Consider the following 22,393-nt stretch of genomic DNA (forward strand, 5'->3'; position numbering starts at 1 on the left):
GATTCAGTGCGTGCCGTTGCCGGCGGTATCCGGTGCCTCGAACGCCGATTCCGCGGCGTCCGTATCGTTCGCGTCGTCCAGCTCCATCGCGTCGGCGAGGGCCGACTCGGCATCCACGCGCGCCTTCACATAGATCGGCGCCAGTGGCGCCTCTTGCACAATCTCGATCAGCATTTCCTTGGCCAGCTCCAACATGGCAAGGAAGGTGACCACCACGCCGAGGCGGCCTTCGCTGACGTCGAACAGCGTCTCGAAGCGATGGAAGACCGCGCCTTCCAACCTGCCCAGCAGCTCGCCCATGCGCTGGCGGACGCTGAGCGCCTCGCGCTTGATCGCGTGGTGGCCGAACAGCTCGGCGCGGTGCAGCACGTCCTTGAGCGCCAGCAGCATTTCCTTGAGGTCCAGCGGCGGCGGCAGCTTGATCACGTTGCGTTCGCCGGTGTCGGCCTGCGCGATGGCCGTATCGCGCTCCATGCGGGGCAGGGACTCGATGTCCTCGGCCGCCTTCTTGAAGCGTTCGTACTCCTGCAGGCGGCGCACCAGTTCGGCGCGCGGGTCGTCCTCCAGGCCTTCCTCGGCGGGCGGCCGCGGCAGCAGCAGCCGCGACTTGATCTCGCCCAGGATCGCCGCCATCAGCAGGTACTCCGCGGCCAGCTCCAGCCGCATCGTTTCCCGCATCATGTCGATGTATTCCATGTATTGCCGGGTGATCTCGGCAATCGGGATGTCCAGGATGTCCAGGTTCTGCCGGCGGATCAGGTACAGCAGCAGGTCCAGCGGACCCTCGAACGCCTCGAGGAAAACCTCCAATGCATCCGGCGGGATGTACAGATCCTGCGGCATCTGCAGCACCGGCTCGCCGCGAACGATCGCCAGCGGCATTTCCTGCTGCTGGGGATGGGCCGCGGAATTGTCCTGCGATGCGACCGGGCTCTGCGGCCCGACTGGCTCGGTGCTCATCGATGCGTGTCGTTGGGCCGCCAGGCGGCCGGCAATGCGTCTTGGATTAGGTCGCCCTGTTTTCGGATGACGGCGATGCGGAGCGCGTCAGGCAGGAACAAGGCAATGCGACGACGTCGGAAAACGTCGCCAACGAGTCGGACAGTCTGTCTGGGGCATCAGGTGGGCGCCATGCTGCCGGAACAACCGGTCGGCGTCTGGCCGTGGCGCCACGCGTGGCCTACAGAGTAACGAGTGGTTGGCGGCAAGTCCAGCACAGGAATATCCGTGGCCAAGAGGACGTTGGAGGACGTACAGCGACGGGTCGGGATAGTGATTCGTCCATGACGCTACGATCACAGGCGTCAAGTTGCACTGGTGACGTCGAGGGTCCCGCGTGGCCGGAAAGCGTTGGCCGTCGCGGGTGAAAGCCTTGCCGGTCGCGCCGTGCGGCCCTTTGGACGGTGGCACAAGGTTTGCTTGAATGTCGAGGCGGTCACAAACTTGAGTCGATCCGCAGAGAGCCTGCAGTGGCGGCCGGGTGCAACAGTCGAGGAGTCGGCATGGTGAAGGATGGCAACGAAGGATCCAGCAGCCGAGCGGCGCATCTGCGCCCGGCGCGCATGCAGATCGAGACGACCGTGCTGATGAGCCGGGGCCTCGAATCGCATCCCACCGAGCTGGTGGACATTTCCGCGACCGGTGCCCTGTTGCGTCGCCCGCTGGGCTGGACCGGCGAAGTAGGGCAGAGCTGGCTGCTGGACATGATCTTCGGCAACGACCTGCATATCCACCTCGAGGCGCAGGTGGCGCGCATCGCCGATGGCCACGTGGGCTTTTCCTACGTATGCATTCCCGAGGACAAGCAGGTACCGCTGTGGAACCTGCTGGGCGGCTACGCCGACATCCTGGAATCTTGGAAGGACTGAAGGTTCCCGCCACGCCGAGCCGATCGAAGGCCCCGCCCAAAGCGGGGCCTCGGTTTTTCAGGCGCTCTTCTTGACTTCGTCGCGCAGCTCGCGGCGGAGGATCTTGCCCACGTTGGTCTTGGGCAACGCGTCGCGGAACTCGATGTATTTGGGCCGCTTGTAGCCGGTGAGGTTGTCGCGGCAGAACTGCTTGAGCGCCTCTTCGGTGAGGCTCGGGTCCCTGCGCACCACGAACAGCTTCACCACTTCGCCCGAGTGCTCGTCCGGCACGCCCACCGCGGCCACCTCGGCCACGCCGGGGTGCTGCATCACCGCGTCTTCCACTTCGTTCGGGTACACGTTGAAGCCGGACACCAGGATCATGTCCTTCTTGCGGTCGACGATGTAGAAGTAGCCGCTCTCGTCCATCTTCGCGATGTCGCCGGTGTGCAGCCAGCCGTCGGCACCCAGCACCTTGGCGGTCTCGTCGGGGCGGTTCCAGTAGCCCTGCATCACCTGCGGTCCCTTCACCATCAGCTCCCCCACCCCGCCGACCGGCAGCGGCTGGTTGTCTTCGGACCAGATGGCCACGTCGGTGGAGGGGACCGGCAGGCCGATCGAGCCGTTGTAATCCTTCAGGTCGAGCGGGTTGATGCAGGCTGCCGGCGAAGTCTCGGTGAGGCCGTAGGCTTCCACCAGCGGACAGCCGGTGACCTTCTTCCAGCGTTCGGCCACGGCGCGCTGCACGGCCATGCCGCCGCCCAGCGTCAGATGCAGACGCGAAAAGTCCAGCTCGGCAAAGCCCGGCGTGTTGAGCAGGCCGTTGAACAGCGTGTTGACGCCGGTGAGCGCGGTGAAGCCCGAGGCCTTCAGTTCCTTGACGAAACCCGGCATGTCGCGCGGGTTGGTGATCAGCCAATTGAGGCCGCCCAGACGCATGAACACCAGTCCGTTCGCGGTGAGCGAGAAGATGTGATACAGCGGCAGTGCCGTGATGATGGTTTCCTGGCCGTCGCGCATGTTGGTGCCGATCCATGCACCGGCCTGCAGCATGTTGGCGACCATGTTGCCGTGGCTGAGCATGGCGCCCTTGGCCACGCCGGTGGTGCCGCCGGTGTATTGCAGGAAGGCGATGTCGCCATGGCCCAATGCCACCTGCGGCAGCGGGTGGGCGGCGCCCTGCGCCAAGGCATCCTTGAAGCGCACCGCGTTCGGCAGCCGGTAGTCGGGCACCATCTTCTTGACGTGCTTGAGCACGAAGTTGACCAGCGCACCTTTGGGGAAGCCGAGCAGGTCGCCGATGCCGGTGGTGACGATGTGCTGCACCGGCGTGTCGGCCACCACCTGCTGCAGCGTGGCGGCGAAATTGTCCAGCACCACGATGGCCTTGGCGCCGGCGTCCGCGAGCTGGTGCTTCAGTTCGCGCGCGGTGTACATCGGGTTGGTGTTGACCACCACGAGTCCCGCGCGCAGCGCGCCGAACAGCGCGATGGGGTACTGCAGCACGTTGGGCATCATGATCGCGATGCGATCGCCCTTGACCAGTCCGAGCACGCCGGTCAGGTAGCCCGCGAACTGGCGGCTGAGTTCATCGATCTGGCCGTAGCTGAGCCGCTTGCCGAAATTGGCGAAGGCCGGGCGGTCGTGGAAGCGCTTGAAGGCCTCTTCGAGTACGGCGGCCACCGAAGCGTAGGCGGTGAGGTCGATCTCGGCAGGCACGCCTTGCGGATAATGATCCAGCCACGGACGCTCGTTGCTCATGTGCTTGCTCGACTCCTGATCGCGATCGCCCGAGATGGCGACACCCCTCGCCGCATTGGAGCATGCGCGCGCGTACGGGGGCAAGGCGCGCGGCATGTTCTCTCTGCGATCGTCCGTGTTCGCGAGGATCGGACGTGCGGCCATCCATGGCCGCAGTGCTCAGCAAGTACGCCTGCCGTGATTCAAGGGTGCCGCGGCTGCACTCAGGCGGCCTTCTTGCCTGCCAGCTGACGCAACACGTATTGCAGGATGCCGCCGTGGCGGAAGAATTCGCGCTCCTTCGGCGTGAGCAGCAGCACCTTCACGGTGAACTCCTTCTTCTTGCCGTCGGCATCGGTGGCGGTGACCTTGGCCGTCTTCGACTTGCCGTCCTGCAGGCCGGCGACGTCGAAGGTCTCCTTGCCGGTCAGGCCCAGCGATTGCGCGTTCTGGCCGTCTTCGAACTGCAGCGGCAGCACGCCCATGCCCACCAGGTTGGAACGGTGGATGCGCTCGAAGCTCTCGGCGATCACCGCCTTCACACCCAGCAGCAGGGTGCCCTTGGCAGCCCAGTCGCGCGAGGAGCCGGTGCCGTATTCCTTGCCGGCGAGCACGACCAGCGGCGTCTTGTCGGCCTTGTATTTCATCGCGGCGTCGTAGATCGCCATCTGCTCGCCCGACGGCACGTACTGGGTGTAGCCGCCCTCGACGCCGTCCAGCATCAGGTTCTTGATGCGGATGTTGGCGAAGGTGCCGCGCACCATCACGTCGTCGTTGCCGCGGCGCGAGCCGTAGGAGTTGAAGTCCTTGGGCTCCACGCCCTTGGAAATCAGGAAGCGGCCCGCCGGGCTGTCCTTCTTGATCGAGCCGGCGGGGGAGATGTGGTCGGTGGTGATCGAGTCGCCGAACAGGCCGAGCACGCGCGCGCCGTGGATGTCTTCGATCTTGCCCGTCTCCATGGTCATGCCGTCGAAATAGGGCGGGTTCTTGATATAGGTGGAGTCGTTCCACTGGTAGACGGAACCGTCCGGCGAAGCGATGTGGTTCCAGCGGCTGTCGCCCTTGAACACGTCGGCGTAGTTCTTCTCGAACATGGCCGGATTGATCGCTCCGGCGATGGTGTCGGAGATCTCCTTGTTGGACGGCCAGATGTCCTTGAGGTAGACCGGCTGGCCGTCGCTGCCGTTGCCGATCGGGTCCTTGGTGAGGTCGATGTCCAGCGTGCCGGCCAGCGCGTAGGCGACGACCAGCGGCGGCGAAGCCAGGTAGTTCATCTTCACTTCCGGATGCACGCGGCCTTCGAAGTTGCGGTTGCCGGAGAGCACCGAGGCCACCGCGAGGTCGCCGTCGGCGATGCCCTTGCTGATCTCGACCGGCAGCGGGCCGGAGTTGCCGATGCAGGTGGTGCAGCCGTAGCCGACGATGTAGAAGCCGATCTTTTCGAGCTCCTTCAGCAGGCCGGTCTTCTCCAGGTAATCGGAGACCACCAGCGAACCCGGCCCGATCGAGGTCTTCACCCACGGCTTGGCCTTCAGGCCCTTCGCCGCGGCCTTCTTCGCCAGCAACCCGGCGCCCAGCATCACCGCCGGATTGGAGGTGTTGGTGCAGGAGGTGATCGCGGCGATCACCACGGCGCCGTCGCCCAGCTTGAACTTGTCGCCGTTCAACTCGACATGCTCACCCTTGCCGAAGGCGCTCTCCTCGTGGCCCACCGCGGTGTCGCCGCCTTCGCCGGCGAAGCGTTCGATCGTGGTGGCCAGCGGTTTGCGCGAGGCGGTGAGACCGACCACGGCATCCTTGAAGCTCTTGCGCACGTCGCCCAGCAGCACGCGGTCCTGCGGACGCTTCGGGCCAGCCATGGAGGGCTTCACGTCAGCGAGGTCCAGCTCCAGCGTGGTGGTGAACTCGGCGTGCGGCGTGTGCTCGTCGTGCCACAGGCCCTGCGCCTTTGCATAGGCTTCCACCAGCGCAATCTGCTCTTCGGTGCGGCCGGACAGATGCAGGTAGTTCAGCGCTTCCTGGTCGACGGGGAAGATGCCGCAAGTCGCGCCGTACTCCGGCGCCATGTTGCCGATGGTGGCGCGGTCGGCCAGCGCCAGGTGCTTGAGGCCGTCGCCGAAGAATTCCACGAACTTGCCCACCACGCCCAGCTTGCGCAGCATCTGGGTGACGGTGAGCACGAGGTCGGTGGCGGTGACGCCTTCGCTCAGCTTGCCCGTCAGCTTGAAGCCCACCACCTGCGGGATCAGCATGGACGAAGGCTGGCCCAGCATCGCGGCCTCGGCCTCGATGCCGCCCACGCCCCAGCCCAGCACGCCGATGCCGTTGATCATCGTGGTGTGGCTGTCGGTGCCGAACACGGTATCCGGGTAGGCCCAGGACTCGCCGTTGTCCTCGCCCGTGAACACCACGCGCGCCAGGTGCTCCAGGTTCACCTGATGCACGATGCCGGTGCGCGGCGGCACCACCTTGAAGTTGTCGAAGGCTTTCTGGCCCCAGCGCAGGAAGCTGTAGCGCTCCTGGTTGCGGTGGAATTCGATCTCGACGTTCTTCTCCAGCGCGGATTCCGAACCGAACACGTCCACCTGCACCGAGTGGTCGATCACCAGCTCCGCCGGAGCCAGCGGGTTGATCTGCTTCGCATCGCCGCCCAGCTTCACCACCGCATCGCGCATCGCGGCCAGGTCGACCACGCAGGGCACGCCGGTGAAATCCTGCAGCACCACGCGCGCGGGCATGAAGGAGATCTCGGTGTCCGGCTCCTTTTTCGCGTCCCAGTTCGCCACCGCCTCGATTTCCTTCGCGGTGACGTTGACGCCGTCCTCGTGGCGCAGCAGGTTCTCCAGCAGGATCTTCATCGAGTAGGGCAGGCGCTTGAGGTCGAAGCGCTGGCCCAGCTTGGCGAGGCTGGCGATCTGGTACTGCTTGCCGTTGACGGCGAGGGTGTCGCGGGTGGCGAATGAATCCTGCATGGCTTGACTCCGTAGGGCGAAATCTGGCGGTTGGCGATCCTCACGAATGCTACGCCACCGAACGTGAGCGGTATCGCAAGGCGGCCTTGCACGATTTCGAACGCAGCCGGAAACAGGTTTCCGTTGCTGGGGGTACAGGCCGGCTGGCAAAATTGGCGGCTGAAAGAAGCGGTTGATCGCGCCGGCACCGGCGATCCTCGCCACCCTTCGCTCCCCTGCGTGCAGGAGAGCAGCCATCCCCGCCACAGGACGAGCCACATGCTTACCGCCTATCGCCAACATGCTGCCGAGCGCGCCGCGCTGGGCATTCCGCCGCTGCCGCTGTCCGCTCAGCAGACCGCCGAGCTGGTCGAACTGCTGAAGAACCCGCCGGCTGGCGAAGAGGCTTTCCTCGTCGATCTGATCTCCAACCGCGTGCCGGCCGGCGTGGACGATGCGGCCAAGGTCAAGGCTTCCTATCTGGCGGCGGTGGCGTTCGGCACCGAGAAGTGCGCGCTGATCTCGCGCGAGAAGGCCACCGAACTGCTCGGCACCATGCTGGGCGGCTACAACATCCACCCGCTGATCGAGCTGCTCGACGACGCGCAGATCGGCACCGTCGCCGCCAACGCGCTCAAGCACACCCTGCTGATGTTCGACGCCTTCCACGACGTCAAGGAAAAGGCCCAATCAAACAGCGCGCCGGGCAACGCCAACGCCAAGGCCGTGCTGCAGAGCTGGGCCGACGCCGAGTGGTTCACCAGCAAGCCGGAAGTGCCGCAGAGTCTGACCGTCACCGTGTTCAAGGTGCCGGGCGAAACCAACACCGACGACCTGTCGCCGGCCCCGGATGCCACCACGCGCCCGGACATCCCGCTGCACGCGCTGGCCATGCTGAAGAACAAGCGCGACGGCGCGCCGTTCCAGCCGGAAGAAGACGGCAAGCGCGGCCCGATCCAGCTGATCCAGGACCTGACCAAGCAGGGTCATCTGGTGGCCTACGTGGGTGACGTGGTCGGCACCGGCTCCAGCCGCAAGTCCGCCACTAACTCGGTGCTGTGGTTCACCGGCGAAGACATCCCCTTCATCCCGAACAAGCGCTTCGGCGGCGTGTGCCTGGGCAGCAAGATCGCCCCGATCTTCTACAACACGATGGAAGACGCCGGCGCGCTGCCGATCGAACTCGACGTCTCCAAGATGGAAATGGGCGACGTCGTCGAGCTGCGTCCGTACGAGGGCAAGGCCCTGAAGAACGGCGAAGTGATTGCCGAGTTCCAGGTGAAGTCCGACGTGCTGTTCGACGAAGTGCGCGCCGGCGGCCGCATTCCGCTGATCATCGGCCGCGGCCTCACCGGCAAGGCGCGCGAAGCGCTGGGCCTGCCGGTGTCCACCCTGTTCCGCCTGCCACAGCAGCCGGCCGATACCGGCAAGGGCTACACGCTGGCGCAGAAGATGGTCGGTCGCGCCGTCGGCCTGCCGGAAGGTCAGGGCGTGCGCCCGGGCACCTACTGCGAGCCGAAGATGACCTCGGTGGGTTCGCAGGACACCACCGGCCCGATGACCCGCGACGAGCTGAAGGACCTGGCCTGCCTGGGCTTCTCGGCCGACCTCGTCATGCAGTCGTTCTGCCACACCGCTGCCTACCCGAAGCCGGTGGACGTGAAGACCCACCACACGCTGCCGGAATTCATCAGCACACGCGGCGGTATCTCGCTGCGTCCGGGCGACGGCGTGATCCATTCCTGGCTCAACCGCATGCTGCTGCCCGACACCGTCGGCACCGGCGGCGACAGCCACACGCGCTTCCCGATCGGCATTTCGTTCCCGGCCGGCTCCGGCCTGGTGGCCTTCGCCGCCGCCACGGGCGTGATGCCGCTGGACATGCCCGAATCCGTGCTGGTGCGCTTCAAGGGCGAGCTGCAGCCGGGCGTCACCCTGCGTGACCTGGTCAACGCCATCCCGCTGTACGCCATCAAGCAGGGCCTGCTGACCGTGGCCAAGCAGGGCAAGAAGAACATCTTCTCCGGCCGCATCCTGGAAATCGAAGGTCTGCCGAACCTGAAGGTGGAGCAGGCGTTCGAGCTGTCCGACGCCTCGGCCGAGCGTTCGGCCGCCGGCTGCACGGTGCACCTCGACAAGGCACCGATCATCGAATACATCAACAGCAACATCACCCTGCTGAAGGTGATGATCGCCCAGGGCTACAAGGACCCGCGCAGCCTGGAGCGCCGCATCAAGGCGATGGAAGCGTGGCTGGCCAACCCGCAGCTGCTGGAGCGCGATGCGGACGCCGAATACGCCGCCGTGATCGAGATCGACCTGGCCGACGTGCATGAGCCCATCGTGGCCTGCCCGAACGATCCGGACGACGTGAAGACGCTGAGCGACGTGGCCGGCGCCACCATCGACGAAGTGTTCATCGGTTCGTGCATGACGAATATTGGTCACTTCCGGGCAGCCGCCAAGCTGCTGGAAGGCAAGCGCGACATCCCGACCAAGCTGTGGGTGGCCCCGCCGACCAAGATGGACGCCACCGAGCTGACCAACGAGGGCGTCTACGGCACCTTCGGCACCGCCGGCGCGCGCATGGAAATGCCAGGCTGCTCGCTGTGCATGGGCAACCAGGCGCAGGTGCGCGAGGGCGCCACGGTGTTCTCCACCTCCACCCGCAACTTCCCGAACCGCCTGGGCAAGAACTCCAACGTGTATCTGGGATCAGCCGAACTCGCCGCGATCTGCTCGCGCCTCGGCCGCATCCCGACCAAGGACGAGTACATGGCCGATATCGGCGTCATCAACGCCAACGGCGAGAAGATCTACCGCTACATGAACTTCGACAAGATCCAGGACTACAAGGAAGTCGCGGATACCGTCGCGGCGTGAACCATACCTCTTCCGGCGAACGGGAGAGGTTGCAGCAAGCGAAGCCCGGCCGCGCGCCGGGCTTCGTCGTTTATGCTTCGCCCATGGCGGCAACCACGGGCGCACGGATGATCTCTTCGCACATTTCGGCAGTCTCGCTGCGCGACCTGATGATGGTGCAGGCGGTGCATCGCCACGGCAGCTTCAACAGCGCGGCGCGGGCCATGCACATCAGCCCGTCCGGGCTGTCGCACCAGGTGCAGAAGGTGGAGCAGGCGCTGGGCGCGCCGCTGTTCGAACGCGGCGGCCGCAAGGTGGTGCCGACTGCCGGCGGCTGGCGCCTGCTGGAACGCATCGATGCCCTGATCGCCGCGGCGGAATTGCTGCAGCAGACCGCCCGCGCCGGCGCCGTGGCCTTCGGCGGCGAACTGCGGCTGGGCGTGCCGGCTTCGCTGGGGCCCTATCTGTTGCCGCACCTGATCGCGCCGTTCCCGCAGCATTTCCCGGGCGTGCGTCTGGGCATTTCCGAAGGCAAGCCGCGCGGCCTGCTGCGCCGCCTGCACGAGGCCGAACTCGACGCCGTGCTGGCTCCGCTAGCGCCGCTGGCCAGCGGCATCGCGATGCAGCCGCTGTTCTTCGAACCGTGGGAAGCGATGCTGCGCGCCGACCATCCACTGGCCGGCCGCCGCAGCGTGGCACTGGAGCAGCTGGAAAAGGCGGATGCGATCCTGATGGCCGAGAGCCATGCCGATGGCGACGGCCACGTGCAGGACGTGAGCCTTGAAAGCCTGGCCGCCCTGGTCAGCCTGCGCGGCGGCCATGCGCTGGTGCCTGCGCTGGCGCACGAACGGCTGGCCTCCAAGCCCGACATCGTGCTGGCGAAGATCAAGGGTCAGGCGCAGGGGCGCGAAATCGCGCTGTACTGGCGCGAGGCCACGCCATGGGGTGCCGACCTTGCCGCCTTCGCCAAGCTGCTGCGCGCCCTGGCGAAACAGCTGCCGGGGCTGAAGCTGGCCGGTTAGCGGCCGTCCAGCGTGGCGCCGGTGAGCAGGCCGCGCGCCAGCATGCTGCACTGCTTGCGGAACAGCAGCAGCTGCCACTGGCGGCCACCGAGCTGGCGCCACAGCACCGCGGAGCGCACCGCCGCGAGCAGGTTGCTGCGCACCTTCTCGACGGTGGCGGGCTGCTGCAGGTGTTGCGGATTGCCGTTGACCATCACCCGCGGACGCAGGGTAGACAGCGTGGACGCGTAGAGCTCGGCCAGCCGCGCCGTGACCTGGTTGGAGCCCTGGCCGAAGTGCTCGGCCTGACGCTGCGCGGCGCGGATGCCCTGTTGCAGGCGGGCCAGCAGTTCCGGCCGGCCGGACAGGCCGCGCTCCAGTCGCATCACGGTCATCGCCATGCGCGTCACCGCCATGTCGTCGCTGGTTTCGTCGAGCTGGGACACCAGGGTGCGCAGACCCAGCCGCACGCTGGCGATGTTGCCGTACACGCCCACCACCGATGGCGCGTCGATGCGGAACACGCTGGCGATGCCGGCGTCCATCGCGGTCTCGTCGCAGCGGCCCTGGTTGGCGAGCTGCTGTACCAGCGCGCAGGCCTGGTAGAGACCGGCCAGCGCCAGTACGCGTTCCTCGTTCATCGCAAAAGCGTCAAGCACCGTCAATTCTCGTTCTGTAGGTGGGGTAGGCCGCCGAAGGGCGCGTCGGTGGCGGCGATCACCGCGCCGCCGAGGCAGGCCTCGCCGTCGTAGAGCACCACGGACTGGCCGGGCGTTACCGCACGTTGCGGGGTGTCGAAGCGGACTTCAAGGCCATCGTCCCGCACGCGGACCTCGCAGGCCTGGTCGACCTGGCGGTAACGGGTCTTGGCGGTGCAGCGGAAGTGCGCGGCCGGTGCGCGGCCAGCCACCCAGGTCGGCGCCTCGCTGCGCAGGGTGTGCGAATCCAGCCAGCGGTTCGCGTTGCCCTGCGCCACGTAGAGCACGTTGGCCGCCACGTCCTTGCCCACCACGTACCACGGCTCGCCGCTGGCGCCGTGGCGGCCGCCGATACCCAAGCCGTTGCGCTGGCCCAGCGTGTAGTACATCGCGCCCTGATGCTCGCCGACCAGCTCGCCTTCGGGCGTGCGCATCTCGCCGGAGCGGGCAGGGATGTATTGCGCGAGGAAGCTGCGGAAGTCGCGTTCGCCGATGAAGCAGATGCCGGTGGAATCCTTCTTCGCGTGGGTGGGCAGTTCGGCGGCGAGCGCCAGTCCGCGCACGCGCGATTTCTCGATCTCGCCGACCGGGAACAGCGTGGCGGCGAGCTGCGCCTGGCCCAGCGCGTGCAGGAAATAGGTCTGGTCCTTGGCTGCGTCCACCGCGCGCAGCAGGCGGTATTCGCCGTCCGCCTGACCCACGCGGGCATAGTGGCCGGTGGCGATCTTCTCCGCGCCCAGCGCGTGTGCTTCGTCCAGGAAGGTCTTGAACTTGATCTCGCGGTTGCACAGCACGTCGGGGTTGGGCGTGCGGCCCGCGCGGTATTCGGCGAGGAAGTGCTCGAACACGCCGTCCCAGTACTCGGCGGCGAAATTGCGCGCGTGGAACGGGATGCCCAGCCGGCCGCACACGGCCACGGCGTCCTTGCGGTCGGCGTCGGCGGTGCAGGGGCCGTTGCGTTCGTCCTCTTCCCAGTTCTGCATGAACAGGCCTTCGACCTCGTGGCCGGCCTGTTGCAGCAGCAGCGCCGCCACCGAGGAATCGACGCCGCCGGAAATGCCCAGCATCACCTTCATGGCGCTGCGCCGTGCGGCCACGCGTGCAGCATGTCCAGCGGGAAGCGGGCGCCGGCCAGCCATGCGTCGATGCTCTCCAGCACCAGCGGGCTGCGCAGGCGTTCGCCCAGCGCGGCGATTTCGGTGCGGTCCAGCCACAGGGCGCGGCGGATGCCGGTGTCCAGCGGCTGCGTCGGGTCGTGGCGGATGGGGCGCGCGGCGAAACTGAAGCGGATCACGCCTTCGCCATGCTCGGTGCTGCGCCACTGGTGCACGCCGATTAGGTGGGTGGGTTCCACTGTCCAGCCGGTTTCTTCCAGGGTCTCGCGGACGGCCGCGTCGACGAGGCGCTCGCGGTCCTCGAGGTGGCCGGCGGGCTGGTTGTACGCCAGCCTGCCGTTCACTGCTTCCTCGACCATCAGATAACGCGCGCCGTCGCTCACCACGCAGGCCACGGTGACGTGCGGGCGCCAGACGGCGTCGGTGGCGGAAGCGGAAGGCATGGCGAACGGGGACTGGAAAAGACGCCATTGTGCCACTACATCCTGCTGCGGTCGTCGCGAGGCTGGCAGTTGGCGCGGCGTATACTCGCAACCGTTCCACGAACACAGTCATCCATGGCCCACGAACCCGACAACGATCACGAAAACAACCACGGCCTGGCGCTCAAGACCGCGAAGCCCGAGGTGGCACGGCCGCCGTTGTTCCAGGTGGTGCTGCTCAACGACGACTTCACGCCGATGGATTTCGTGGTCGAGGTGCTGCGCAGCTTCTTCGCGCTGGACCAGGAACGCGCCGTGCAGGTGATGCTGCACGTACATACCCGGGGCAAGGGCGTGTGCGGCGTGTTCACCCGCGAGGTGGCCGAGACCAAGGTCACCCAGGTCAACGAATATTCACGCTCCCACCAGCACCCTCTGCTCTGCACTATGGAAAAACTGTAGGCAGGCCCCATTTCGTAGCCATCGCGGCTTTGCCGCCCCGCCATTGCAACGGAGACGGTCCGGATGTTCAGCAAGGATCTCGAAGTCACCATCGGCCAGTGCTACAAGCAGGCCCGCGAACAGCGCCACGAGTACATGACCGTGGAACATCTGCTGCTCGCACTCACCGCCAACCAGTCCGCGTTGGGGGCGTTGCGCGCCTGCGGCGTGGACCTGCCGCGGCTCACCCGCGAGCTGGAGAAGATCATCGCCGAGACCGTGCCGGTGCTGCCGCACGGCGACGAGCGGGACACCCAGCCGACGCTGGGTTTCCAGCGCGTGCTGCAGCGCGCGGTCTACCATGTGCAGTCCTCGGGCCGTAAGGAGGTCACCGGGGCCAACGTGCTGGTGGCGATCTTCGGCGAGAAGGACTCCCACGCCGTGTACTTCCTGCACCAGCAGGAGATCGCCCGGCTCGACGTGGTCAACTACATCTCGCACGGCATCGCCAAGGTGGGCGAAGAGCCGGCCTCGGGCGCGCCCGGCGGCGGCGAGCGCGAGGGCGAGGAGGGCGGCGAAGCCAAAGGCAATTCGCTCGCCGAGTTCGCCAGCAATCTCAACGAGCGTGCGCTGGAAGGCAAGATCGATCCGCTGATCGGCCGTGCCGACGAGATCGAGCGCACCATCCAGGTGCTGTGCCGCCGCCGCAAGAACAACCCGCTGTACGTGGGCGACGCCGGCGTGGGCAAGACTGCTTTGGCCGAAGGCCTGGCCAAGCGCATCGTCGACGGTGAGGTGCCCGAGGTGCTGGAGAACGCCACGATTTGGTCGCTCGACCTGGGCGCGCTGGTGGCCGGCACCAAGTACCGCGGTGATTTCGAGAAGCGCCTCAAGGGCGTCATCGCCCAGCTCAAGAAGCAGCCGGGCGCGATCCTCTTCATCGACGAGATCCACACCATCATCGGTGCCGGTTCCGCCTCGGGCGGAACCATGGATGCCAGCAACCTGATCAAGCCGCTGCTGGCCTCCGGCGAGTTGCGCTGCATCGGTTCGACCACGTTCCAGGAATACCGCGGCGTGTTCGAGAAGGACCGCGCGCTGGCCCGTCGTTTCCAGAAGATCGACGTGGTCGAGCCCTCGGTGGCCGACAGCATCGAGATCCTCAGGGGCCTGCGTTCGCGCTTCGAGGAACACCACAACGTCATCTACACCAACGAGTCGCTGAAGGCGGCGGTGGACCTGTCGGTGAAGCACATCCCCGACCGCCTGCTGCCCGACAAGGCCATCGACGTGATCGACGAGGCTGGCGCCCGTCAGCGCCTGCTGCCCGAGGGGCAGCGCACCGGCAAGATCGACGTGCCCGAGGTGGAATACATCGTCGCCAAGATGGCGCGCATCCCCGCCAAGCAGGTGTCGGCCTCCGACCGCGACGTGCTGAAGAACCTGGAGCGCAACCTCAAGATGGTGGTGTTCGGGCAGGACACGGCGATCGAGGCGCTGGCCGCCTCGATCAAGATGGCGCGTTCCGGCCTGGCCGACCCGGCCAAGCCGATCGGTTCCTTCCTGCTGGCCGGCCCCACCGGCGTGGGCAAGACCGAGGTCACCCGCCAGCTCGCCATGCAGCTGGGTATCGAGATGATCCGCTTCGACATGTCCGAGTACATGGAGGCGCATTCGGTGTCGCGCCTGGTCGGCGCCCCCCCGGGCTACGTGGGCTTCGACCAGGGCGGCTTGCTCACCGAGGCGGTGACCAAGCATCCGCACGCGGTGCTGTTGCTGGACGAGATCGAGAAGGCGCACCCCGACGTCTACAACATCCTGTTGCAGGTGATGGACCGCGGCGTGCTCACCGACACCAACGGACGCGAGGCGAACTTCAAGAACGTGATCCTGGTGATGACCACCAACGCCGGCGCGGCGCAGGCCGCGCGGCGCAGTATCGGCTTCGTCGAGCAGAGCCACCGCACCGACTCGATGGAAACGATCCGTCGCGCCTTCACGCCGGAGTTCCGCAACCGCCTCGATGCGATCATCCAGTTCAACTCGCTGGACTTCGAGCACATCCTGCGCGTGGTGGACAAGTTCCTGATCGAGCTGGAAGCCCAACTGGCCGACAAGCACGTCAGCCTGGACGTCGACGCCGATGCCCGCCGCTGGCTGGCCGAGCACGGCTTCGACGCGCAGATGGGCGCACGCCCGATGGCGCGGGTGATCCAGGAGAAGGTGAAGCGCGCGCTGGCCGACGAACTGCTGTTCGGCAAGCTGGCCGAGGGCGGCAAGGTCACGCTGGGCGTGAAGGACGGCGAGCTGTCGGTGGACTGCGAGGCGGCGGAGCAGCTGCCGGCCGTGGTCGAGTAATCGCTGGCCTCAGGCACACAAAAGGCCGCGCATGACGCGGCCTTTTGCTTTTCGCACCATTCGCGCCCGAAGTCGGAGGACTGTCACGGCAACGGGGGTGCTTCGGCTCCGCCTGCCGCGTGAACTGAGTTCAGCGCGGGAGCGTCCCAGGTTTATTTCATGCGGTAGGTGATCCGCCCCTTGCTCAGGTCGTACGGGGTCATTTCGATCTTGACCTTGTCGCCCGTGAGGATGCGGATGTAATGCTTGCGCATGCGGCCGGAGATATGGGCGATGACAACGTGCCCGTTCTCCAGTTGCACACGGAACATGGTATTGGGCAGGGTTTCGAGAACCGTGCCTTCCATTTCGATGACGTCGTCTTTGGCCATGTGGTCCGGGTCGCGAGCGGCCGTGATGGCCGCACAAGCCGGCAATTATGCCATGGTCAGGCGTTTGGTCAAAATACCGTTGCGGGGATCCCCGCCCTCAGGCGAAGTATTCGTCCAGTTTCCGCCGGATTTCCTGCTCGACCATACCCTTGAGCGGGGACAGCAGCATGCCCAGTTCGGCGTGCACGCGGATCGTGTCGCCGCCAACCGCGATCCGGCCGTTCACGCCCGGGCGGGAGAAATGCAGGGTGTCGCCTTCCCAGCGACCGGCCATGTCGAATTTCTCGTGCATGCGTGCGGCCACCTTCTCGACCACGGCGCGGGCTTCCGGCAGCGGCAGGTGGTGGGGGCGTTGGATGTCGATGCTGGGCATGCGTGATTTCCGTGGGCGGCCCGGCATCATAAGCCGCCTGCGCAGGCATGGAAAACGTGAGCTGCTGCTCAGGAATCGCATGCTAGAGTGCCGTGGTCAATGGATTGGTACGGCGATGCGCATCGAGTTTCTCCATTCCGCCCGCGAGGATTTCCCGTGGACGGCACCTCAATTGCGGATAGGCAGCGCGGCGGACAACGACCTGGTGTTGTCGGCGGGGCAGGCTGCGCCGCGACATCTGCGCATCGAACAGGATCAGCGCGGCTGGGTGCTGGCGGTGCTGCCTTCGGCCACGCGCGTGTACGTGAACGCGCGGCCGGTGCGCGAGCGTGCCTTGCTGCGCCCGGGAGACATGCTGAGCGTGGGCGATTGCCGCATGCTGCTGTGCGACGACGTACCGCCGCAACAGCGCGAAGCGATGGTCGCCCCGGTGCAGGCGCGCGATACGGCGGCGTTGCGTGCACTGGCCGGCGCCCTGTCGGGGCGCGTGCTTTCCGTCGGCGACGGGCTTGAACTCGGGGCCTACGGCCGCTACCCGCTGGAGCTGCCGCAAGGTGAAACCGCCAGCCTCAAGCTGCACTGGCTGGATGGGCGCCTGCTGCTCGAAGTGGTACAGGCTTCGGCGGCTTACCCGCTGCGCGTGAACGGCGCGGTGGTGCAGCGCCTGGAGCTGCAGCCCGGAGACCAGATCAGTCTGGGCCCACACCGCTTCGTGCTCGACGCCCCTGGCATGGAAGCCGAACCCGTGGCTGCGCCGCCCGAAGCGCCTGCGCCGGCCTTGCCCGAAGACAGCGCCGGTCCGCGCGGCGAAGTGTGGTGGCTGCTCGTCACCGCCGCGGTGCTGGCACTGGGCATCGCGCTAATGCTGTGGCTGCGCTTCTGAATTCTTGCAGCCAGCACCGGCCACACCGCTTCATAGAATCCCATTGACGCTTCCATGCTGCGCCGCGCCATAATGCGGTGGACACAGCTACGTGGAGCAATCGGTGAGCCAGGTGTGGAACTTCAGCGCGGGTCCGGCGGCGCTGCCGCGCGAGGTGCTCGAGCGCGCGCAACGCGAACTGCTGGACTGGAACGGCAGCGGCATGTCGGTGATGGAGCAGTCGCACCGCGGCAAGCGCTTCATCGCGATGGCGGCACAGGCGGAAGCCGATCTGCGCGAACTGGCCGCGATCCCGGACGACTACGCCGTGCTGTTCCTGCAGGGCGGCGCCACCCAGCACTTCGCGCAGATCCCGATGAACCTGGCGGCCGAGGGCGCCGGCGCCGACTACATCGTCAACGGCCACTGGGGCGAGAAGGCCGCGAACGAAGCCGCGCCCTACGTGCGCGTGAACGTGGCCGCCAGCAGCAAGGGCGACGGCTACCGCCACCTGCCGCCACGCGCGGAATGGCGGCTGGATCCCCGCGCCGCCTATGTGCACTACACGCCGAACGAAACCATCCACGGCGTGCAGTTCCATGACGTTCCCGATACCGGCGACGTGCCGCTGGTGGCGGACATGTCGTCCGACATCCTCTCCGCGCCGCTGGACGTGCGCCGCTTCGGCCTGATCTACGCCGGCGCGCAGAAGAACATCGGTCCTTCCGGCCTGGTGCTGATGATCGTGCGCCGCGACCTGCTGGCGCGCGCGACGCTGCCGATGGCGAAGATCTTCCGCTATGCCGAGCATGCGGCGAACGATTCCATGCTCAACACACCGAACACCTGGGGCTGGTATCTCGCCGGGCTCACCTTCGAGTGGCTGAAGAAGCGGGGCGGCCTTGCCGCGATGGGCGAGCGCAACAGCGGCAAGGCCGAACGCCTGTATGCCGCCATCGACGGCTCCGGCGGCTACTACCGCAACGCCATCGATCCGGCCGCGCGCTCGCGCATGAACGTGCCGTTCACCCTGCACGACGGCGCGCTCGATGCCGTGTTCCTTGCCGAATCCGAGGCGGCCGGCCTGTTCGCGCTGAAAGGGCACAAGGCGTTGGGCGGCATGCGCGCCTCGCTCTACAACGCGGTGCCGCCGGAGGCGGTGGACGCGCTGGTCGCGTTCATGCGCGACTTCGCTGCGCGACACGGTTGAGCCTTTCAGGCATCATGCATTTGGCCTTCTATCCATCCAGACATCCGTCCAGATATCCATCATGACCGAAAGCAAAACCTCGCTGGCCAATGTGCGCGAGCGCATCGACAGCATCGACCGGCAGATCCAGGAGCTGATCTCCGAGCGCGCCAACTGGGCGCAGGAAGTGGCGCGGGTGAAGGGCGAAGGCCTTTCCGCCATCGACTATTACCGCCCCGAGCGCGAGGCGCACGTGCTGCGCATGGTGGTGGACCGCAACAAGGGTCCGCTGTCGGACACAGAGATGGTGCGGCTGTTCCGCGAGATCATGTCCTCCTGCCTTGCGCAGGAAGATCCCCTGAAGATCGGCTACCTCGGCCCCGAGGGCACCTTCAGCGAGCAGGCCGTGCGCAAGCACTTCGGCCATGCCGCCTACGGTTTGCCGCTGGGCAGCATCGAGGAGGTGTTCCAGGAGGTCGCCGCCGGGCATGCCGACTTCGGCGTGGTGCCGGTGGAGAACTCGGGCCAGGGCATGATCCAGGTGACGCTGGACATGTTCCTCACGTCCGATGCGCGCATCTGCGGCGAAGTGGAGCTGCGCGTGCACCAGTGCCTGCATTCGATGGCGGGCAGCCTGGAATCCATCAAGCGCGTCTACGCGCATGCGCAATCGCTGCAGCAGTGCAAGGCGTGGCTGCGCATGAACCTGCCGCACGTGACCTGCGAGGCGGTGAGCAGCAACGCCGAGGCCGCACGCCTGGCGCGCCATACCGACGACGCGGGCGCCATCGCCGGCGAGACGGCGGGCAAGGTGTACGGCCTGAAGACGCTGGCCACCGGCATCGAGGACCGCGCCGACAACACCACGCGCTTCCTCGTCATCGGCCGCTCGCTGTTCCCGCCGTCGGGCAACGACCGCACCTCGCTGCTGATCACGGTAAACGACCAGCCGGGCGCGCTGTACCACGTGCTCAGCCCGTTTGCGCAGCACGGCGTGAGCCTCAACCGCATCGAGTCGCGCCCCGCGCACAGCGGCAAGTGGCAGTACGCGTTCTTCATCGACGTCTCCGGCCACATCCAGGACGAAGCCTTGCAGGCGGCAGTGAAGGAGATCGAGCAGTCGGTCGCGCAGTTGCGCGTGCTCGGCTCCTACCCGGTGGCCTTGCCATGAGCGGAAAGCTGGATTGGAGCAGCCGCCCGGCGGGGCCGCTGCGCGGCGACGTGAGCGTGCCAGGCGACAAATCGGTTTCGCACCGCGCGCTGATGTTCGGCGCGCTGGCCGAAGGCACGTCGTGCATCCGCGGTTTCCTCGAAGGCGAGGACACCCGCGCCACGGCCGCCGTGCTGCAGCAACTCGGCGTACGCATCGAGACGCCGGCCGAAGGCGAGCGCGTGGTGCACGGCGTTGGCTTACACGGCCTGCGCACCAGCGCGAACCCACTGGATTGCGGCAACGCCGGCACCGGCATGCGCCTGCTCGCGGGCCTGCTCGCAGGGCAGGCGTTCGACAGCACCCTGATCGGCGACGCTTCGCTGTCGAAGCGGCCGATGCGGCGCGTGACCAACCCGCTGGCCGAGATGGGCGCACGCATCGACACACAGGACGGCCTGCCGCCGCTGCAGGTGCGTGGCGGCCAGCCTCTGCATGGCATCCGCTACGAATTGCCGGTGGCCAGCGCGCAGGTGAAGTCGGCGCTGCTGCTGGCCGGCCTGTATGCCGAAGGCGAAACCGAAGTCATCGAGCCGCATCCCACGCGCGACTACACCGAGCGCATGCTGGCCGCGTTCGGCTGGCCGATCGCGTTCGAACCCGGCCGCGCGAAGCTGTCCGGCGGCCACGCGCTACGTGCCACCGACGTGGACGTGCCGGCGGATTTCTCTTCCGCCGCGTTCTTCCTGGTTGCGGGGAGCATCGTGCCCGGGTCCGAACTGCGGCTACCGGCGGTGGGACTCAATCCGCGCCGCACTGGCCTGCTTGAAGCGCTGCGCCTGATGGGCGCGGACATCCGCATCGAGAACCCGCGCGAAAGCGGCGGCGAGCCGGTGGGCGACCTGGTGGTGCGCCACACGCCGCTGCACGGCGTCGAACTGCCCGAGGCGCTGGTGCCTGACATGATCGACGAATTCCCGGCGCTGTTCGTCGCGGCGGCGGTGGCCAAAGGCCGTACCGTCATCCGTGGGGCCGCCGAATTGCGCGTCAAGGAATCCGACCGCCTCGCCGCGATGGCGACGGGCCTGCGTGTCCTGGGTATCACGGTGGACGAAACGCCGGACGGCGCGACCATCCACGGCGGCACGCTCGCCGGCGGCACGGTGGAAAGCCTCACCGACCATCGCATTGCGATGAGTTTCGCCGTGGCCGGATTGGTGGCGCAGGCGCCGGTGCGCATCGACGATTGCCGCCACGTGGCCACTTCGTTCCCAGGGTTCATGGCATTGGCGAACGGCTGCGGCTTTGCGCTGGAAGTCGCGGACTGACAGCGGGGCAATGGGTTTGGGGTGCCCGCTGCGGCCGAACCCTCACCCGCCTGCCGGCACCCTCTCCCGGTGGGAGAGGGATTTCACCATGCGATGCTTGGTGTCTCCCCCGATGTAGTAGAGGCGGCTTCATCATGCGAAGTTTGCCCCTCTCCCTACGGGAAAGGGGTGAGGGTTCGGTCTTGCGCCGCCCTCGCATCTGCGGCCGCCAACGGCACTTCGGTTAAAGTCGCGGCCAACCTGATCGCGAGTCCGCCATGTCCGTCGTCCCGCCCTTCATCGTCGCCATTCCCGCCCGTTACGGCTCCACCCGCCTGCCGGCCAAGCCGTTGCGCGAGATCGCCGGCGTGCCGATGGTGGTGCGCGTGGCGCAACGGGCCTTGCAGGCAGGGGCCGCGGACGTGGTGGTGGCGACGGACGATGCGCGCATCGTCGACGCGCTGGCCGGGCAGGGCGTGAAGGTGTGCATGACACGCGCCGACCATGCCTCCGGCAGCGATCGTCTGGCCGAATGCGCCGTGCTGTGCGGCTGGGCCGACGACGCCATCGTGGTGAACCTGCAGGGCGACGAGCCGTTCGCGCCGGCCGCGGGCATCCGCGAAGTCGCGCGCGCACTGGCCGAGGATGATGCGCCCATGGCCACGCTGGCGACGCTGCTCACCGATGCCCACGAACTGTTCGACCCCAACGTGGTGAAGCTGGTGCATGGCGCGAACGGTCGCGCGCTGTACTTCAGCCGCGCGCCGCTGCCGTGGGCACGCGATGCCTTCGCTGCGAGCCGCGAAGCGGTGCCGCCGGGCGTGCCGTTCCTTCGCCATATCGGCATCTATGCCTACCGCGCCGGTTTCCTCGCGCAATACGCACGCCTGGCGCGCACGCCGCTGGAGCAGGCCGAGTCGCTGGAGCAGTTGCGCGTGCTGGAGCACGGTCACGCCATCGCGGTGCGGCTCACGCCCGAACCGTTCCCGCCCGGCATCGACACCGAGGCCGACCTTGCGCGCGCCGAGCAATGGCTGAAGACGCAAGGGTGAGCGTGCGGCGCGTACTGCTCGTCTGCCTCGGCAACATCTGCCGCTCGCCCTTGGCGGAAGCCGTGGCGCGCAAGCGTCTGGCCGAGGCAGGACTGGACGTGGCTGTAGCCTCCTGCGGCACCGGCGGCTGGCATGCGAGCGAGGGCGCGGATACGCGCATGATCGCGGCGGCCCGCGCCGCTGGCTACGACTTGTCGATACATCGCGCGCGCCAGTTGCGCGAGCGCGATTTTGCGGACTACGACTTGCTGCTGGCGATGGATAGCGACAACCTGCGCGGGCTGCGCAAGCTTGCCGCCACGCAGGAAGAAGCGGAGCGGGCCGCATTGTTCCTGGAATGGACGGGCGCGGCGCCGCCGGTGGAATTTCCCGACCCGTGGTATGGCGACGCGGCCGGTTTCTCGGCGGCGGTGAAACTGGCCGAACGTGGCGTTGCCGGTCTGGTCGAGCGTCTGCGCGACACCAATCGCTGAAGCGCTGCTCAGCGCCGCTGCCGCAGCTTCGCGACGAAGATGCCGAACAGGATCAGGCCGAGCAGCAGACCGACGCCCGCACCCCACAGCGCGCCCTGGTCGCCCCACAGCCAGTTGCCGATCAGCACGCCGAGCACGAACAGGATGGGAATCGGCAGGCAACCCATGGACGCCCTCGCCA

20 protein-coding genes are annotated in these 22,393 nt (G+C 67.0%); 11 read left to right on the forward strand and 9 right to left on the reverse strand.

Features of this window, described 5'->3' with window-relative positions; genetic code table 11:
• Positions 1-3: 3 nt before the first annotated feature.
• Positions 4-960, reverse strand: coding sequence for a ScpA family protein (locus IHE46_RS05580; RefSeq protein WP_192163614.1), 957 nt, complete (start codon positions 958-960; stop codon positions 4-6).
• A gap of 542 nt (positions 961-1,502) precedes the next feature.
• Here IHE46_RS05580 and IHE46_RS05585 point away from each other — a divergent pair.
• Entirely contained in the window at positions 1,503-1,868 is a 366-nt protein-coding gene (locus IHE46_RS05585; protein ID WP_192163615.1) for a PilZ domain-containing protein, read from the forward strand.
• Between the two features lie 57 nt (positions 1,869-1,925).
• Here the strand turns inward: IHE46_RS05585 and IHE46_RS05590 are convergent, their stop codons facing one another.
• Positions 1,926-3,608 (reverse strand): AMP-binding protein, encoded by a 1,683-nt coding sequence (locus IHE46_RS05590; RefSeq protein WP_192163616.1) that lies wholly within the window; start codon positions 3,606-3,608, stop codon positions 1,926-1,928.
• 203 nt (positions 3,609-3,811) lie between these two features.
• The gene (acnA, locus tag IHE46_RS05595) at positions 3,812-6,559 is read right to left on the reverse strand and encodes an aconitate hydratase AcnA (RefSeq protein WP_192163617.1); all 2,748 of its coding nucleotides are present in this window, start codon (positions 6,557-6,559) and stop codon (positions 3,812-3,814) included.
• A gap of 258 nt (positions 6,560-6,817) precedes the next feature.
• Between acnA and acnB the strand changes: the two genes are divergently transcribed.
• Positions 6,818-9,421 (forward strand): bifunctional aconitate hydratase 2/2-methylisocitrate dehydratase, encoded by a 2,604-nt coding sequence (gene acnB / locus IHE46_RS05600; RefSeq protein ID WP_192163618.1) that lies wholly within the window; start codon positions 6,818-6,820, stop codon positions 9,419-9,421.
• A gap of 83 nt (positions 9,422-9,504) precedes the next feature.
• Entirely contained in the window at positions 9,505-10,422 is a 918-nt protein-coding gene (locus IHE46_RS05605) for a LysR family transcriptional regulator (RefSeq protein WP_225562804.1), read from the forward strand.
• Here the strand turns inward: IHE46_RS05605 and hflD are convergent.
• From hflD to IHE46_RS05620, 3 genes are read right to left on the reverse strand one after another with little or no spacing between them, the layout of a single operon-like run.
• Positions 10,419-11,042, reverse strand: a complete 624-nt coding sequence (hflD, locus tag IHE46_RS05610) for a high frequency lysogenization protein HflD (RefSeq protein WP_192163771.1) — start codon at positions 11,040-11,042, stop codon at positions 10,419-10,421. The genes IHE46_RS05605 and hflD overlap by 4 nt on opposite strands.
• Positions 11,043-11,062: 20 nt before the next feature.
• Entirely contained in the window at positions 11,063-12,175 is a 1,113-nt protein-coding gene (gene mnmA, locus IHE46_RS05615) for a tRNA 2-thiouridine(34) synthase MnmA (protein WP_192163619.1), read from the reverse strand.
• Positions 12,172-12,657, reverse strand: coding sequence for an NUDIX hydrolase (locus IHE46_RS05620; RefSeq protein ID WP_192163620.1), 486 nt, complete (start codon positions 12,655-12,657; stop codon positions 12,172-12,174). Before IHE46_RS05620 ends, mnmA begins: the two co-directional genes overlap by 4 nt.
• 114 nt (positions 12,658-12,771) lie before the next feature.
• Here IHE46_RS05620 and clpS point away from each other — a divergent pair, with 114 nt between their 5' ends.
• The gene (gene clpS, locus IHE46_RS05625; RefSeq protein WP_192163621.1) at positions 12,772-13,098 is read left to right on the forward strand and encodes an ATP-dependent Clp protease adapter ClpS; all 327 of its coding nucleotides are present in this window, start codon (positions 12,772-12,774) and stop codon (positions 13,096-13,098) included.
• A gap of 63 nt (positions 13,099-13,161) precedes the next feature.
• Positions 13,162-15,435 (forward strand): ATP-dependent Clp protease ATP-binding subunit ClpA, encoded by a 2,274-nt coding sequence (gene clpA, locus IHE46_RS05630; RefSeq protein ID WP_192163622.1) that lies wholly within the window; start codon positions 13,162-13,164, stop codon positions 15,433-15,435.
• 152 nt (positions 15,436-15,587) lie between these two features.
• Here the strand turns inward: clpA and infA are convergent, their stop codons facing one another.
• The gene (gene infA / locus IHE46_RS05635; protein WP_077485337.1) at positions 15,588-15,806 is read right to left on the reverse strand and encodes a translation initiation factor IF-1; all 219 of its coding nucleotides are present in this window, start codon (positions 15,804-15,806) and stop codon (positions 15,588-15,590) included.
• Between the two features lie 97 nt (positions 15,807-15,903).
• Complete coding sequence (locus tag IHE46_RS05640) at positions 15,904-16,179, reverse strand: polyhydroxyalkanoic acid system family protein (RefSeq protein WP_192163623.1); 276 nt, start codon at positions 16,177-16,179, stop codon at positions 15,904-15,906.
• Between the two features lie 115 nt (positions 16,180-16,294).
• Between IHE46_RS05640 and IHE46_RS05645 the strand changes: the two genes are divergently transcribed.
• The 6 genes from IHE46_RS05645 to IHE46_RS05670 all read left to right on the forward strand — a co-directional run bounded on the left by IHE46_RS05645 (position 16,295) and on the right by IHE46_RS05670 (position 22,212).
• Positions 16,295-17,062, forward strand: a complete 768-nt coding sequence (locus IHE46_RS05645; protein WP_192163624.1) for an FHA domain-containing protein — start codon at positions 16,295-16,297, stop codon at positions 17,060-17,062.
• Between the two features lie 103 nt (positions 17,063-17,165).
• Entirely contained in the window at positions 17,166-18,251 is a 1,086-nt protein-coding gene (serC, locus tag IHE46_RS05650) for a 3-phosphoserine/phosphohydroxythreonine transaminase (RefSeq protein WP_192163625.1), read from the forward strand.
• Between the two features lie 61 nt (positions 18,252-18,312).
• The gene (pheA, locus tag IHE46_RS05655; protein ID WP_192163626.1) at positions 18,313-19,401 is read left to right on the forward strand and encodes a prephenate dehydratase; all 1,089 of its coding nucleotides are present in this window, start codon (positions 18,313-18,315) and stop codon (positions 19,399-19,401) included.
• The gene (gene aroA, locus IHE46_RS05660; protein ID WP_192163627.1) at positions 19,398-20,708 is read left to right on the forward strand and encodes a 3-phosphoshikimate 1-carboxyvinyltransferase; all 1,311 of its coding nucleotides are present in this window, start codon (positions 19,398-19,400) and stop codon (positions 20,706-20,708) included. Before pheA ends, aroA begins: the two co-directional genes overlap by 4 nt.
• 257 nt (positions 20,709-20,965) lie before the next feature.
• On the forward strand, positions 20,966-21,739 hold the full coding sequence (gene kdsB, locus IHE46_RS05665; protein ID WP_192163628.1) for a 3-deoxy-manno-octulosonate cytidylyltransferase: 774 nt from the start codon (positions 20,966-20,968) through the stop codon (positions 21,737-21,739).
• Positions 21,736-22,212: a low molecular weight protein-tyrosine-phosphatase gene (locus IHE46_RS05670; protein ID WP_192163629.1), complete on the forward strand. Its 477-nt coding sequence runs from the start codon at positions 21,736-21,738 to the stop codon at positions 22,210-22,212. The genes kdsB and IHE46_RS05670 overlap by 4 nt, the downstream gene beginning before the upstream one ends.
• Positions 22,213-22,220: 8 nt before the next feature.
• On the opposite strand, the gene IHE46_RS05675 is transcribed toward IHE46_RS05670, so the two are convergent.
• Complete coding sequence (locus IHE46_RS05675) at positions 22,221-22,379, reverse strand: hypothetical protein (RefSeq protein WP_192163630.1); 159 nt, start codon at positions 22,377-22,379, stop codon at positions 22,221-22,223.
• Positions 22,380-22,393: the final 14 nt, after the last annotated feature.

The sequence above is a fragment of the Rhodanobacter sp. DHG33 genome (assembly GCF_014843005.1).
GTDB lineage: Bacteria > Pseudomonadota > Gammaproteobacteria > Xanthomonadales > Rhodanobacteraceae > Rhodanobacter_A.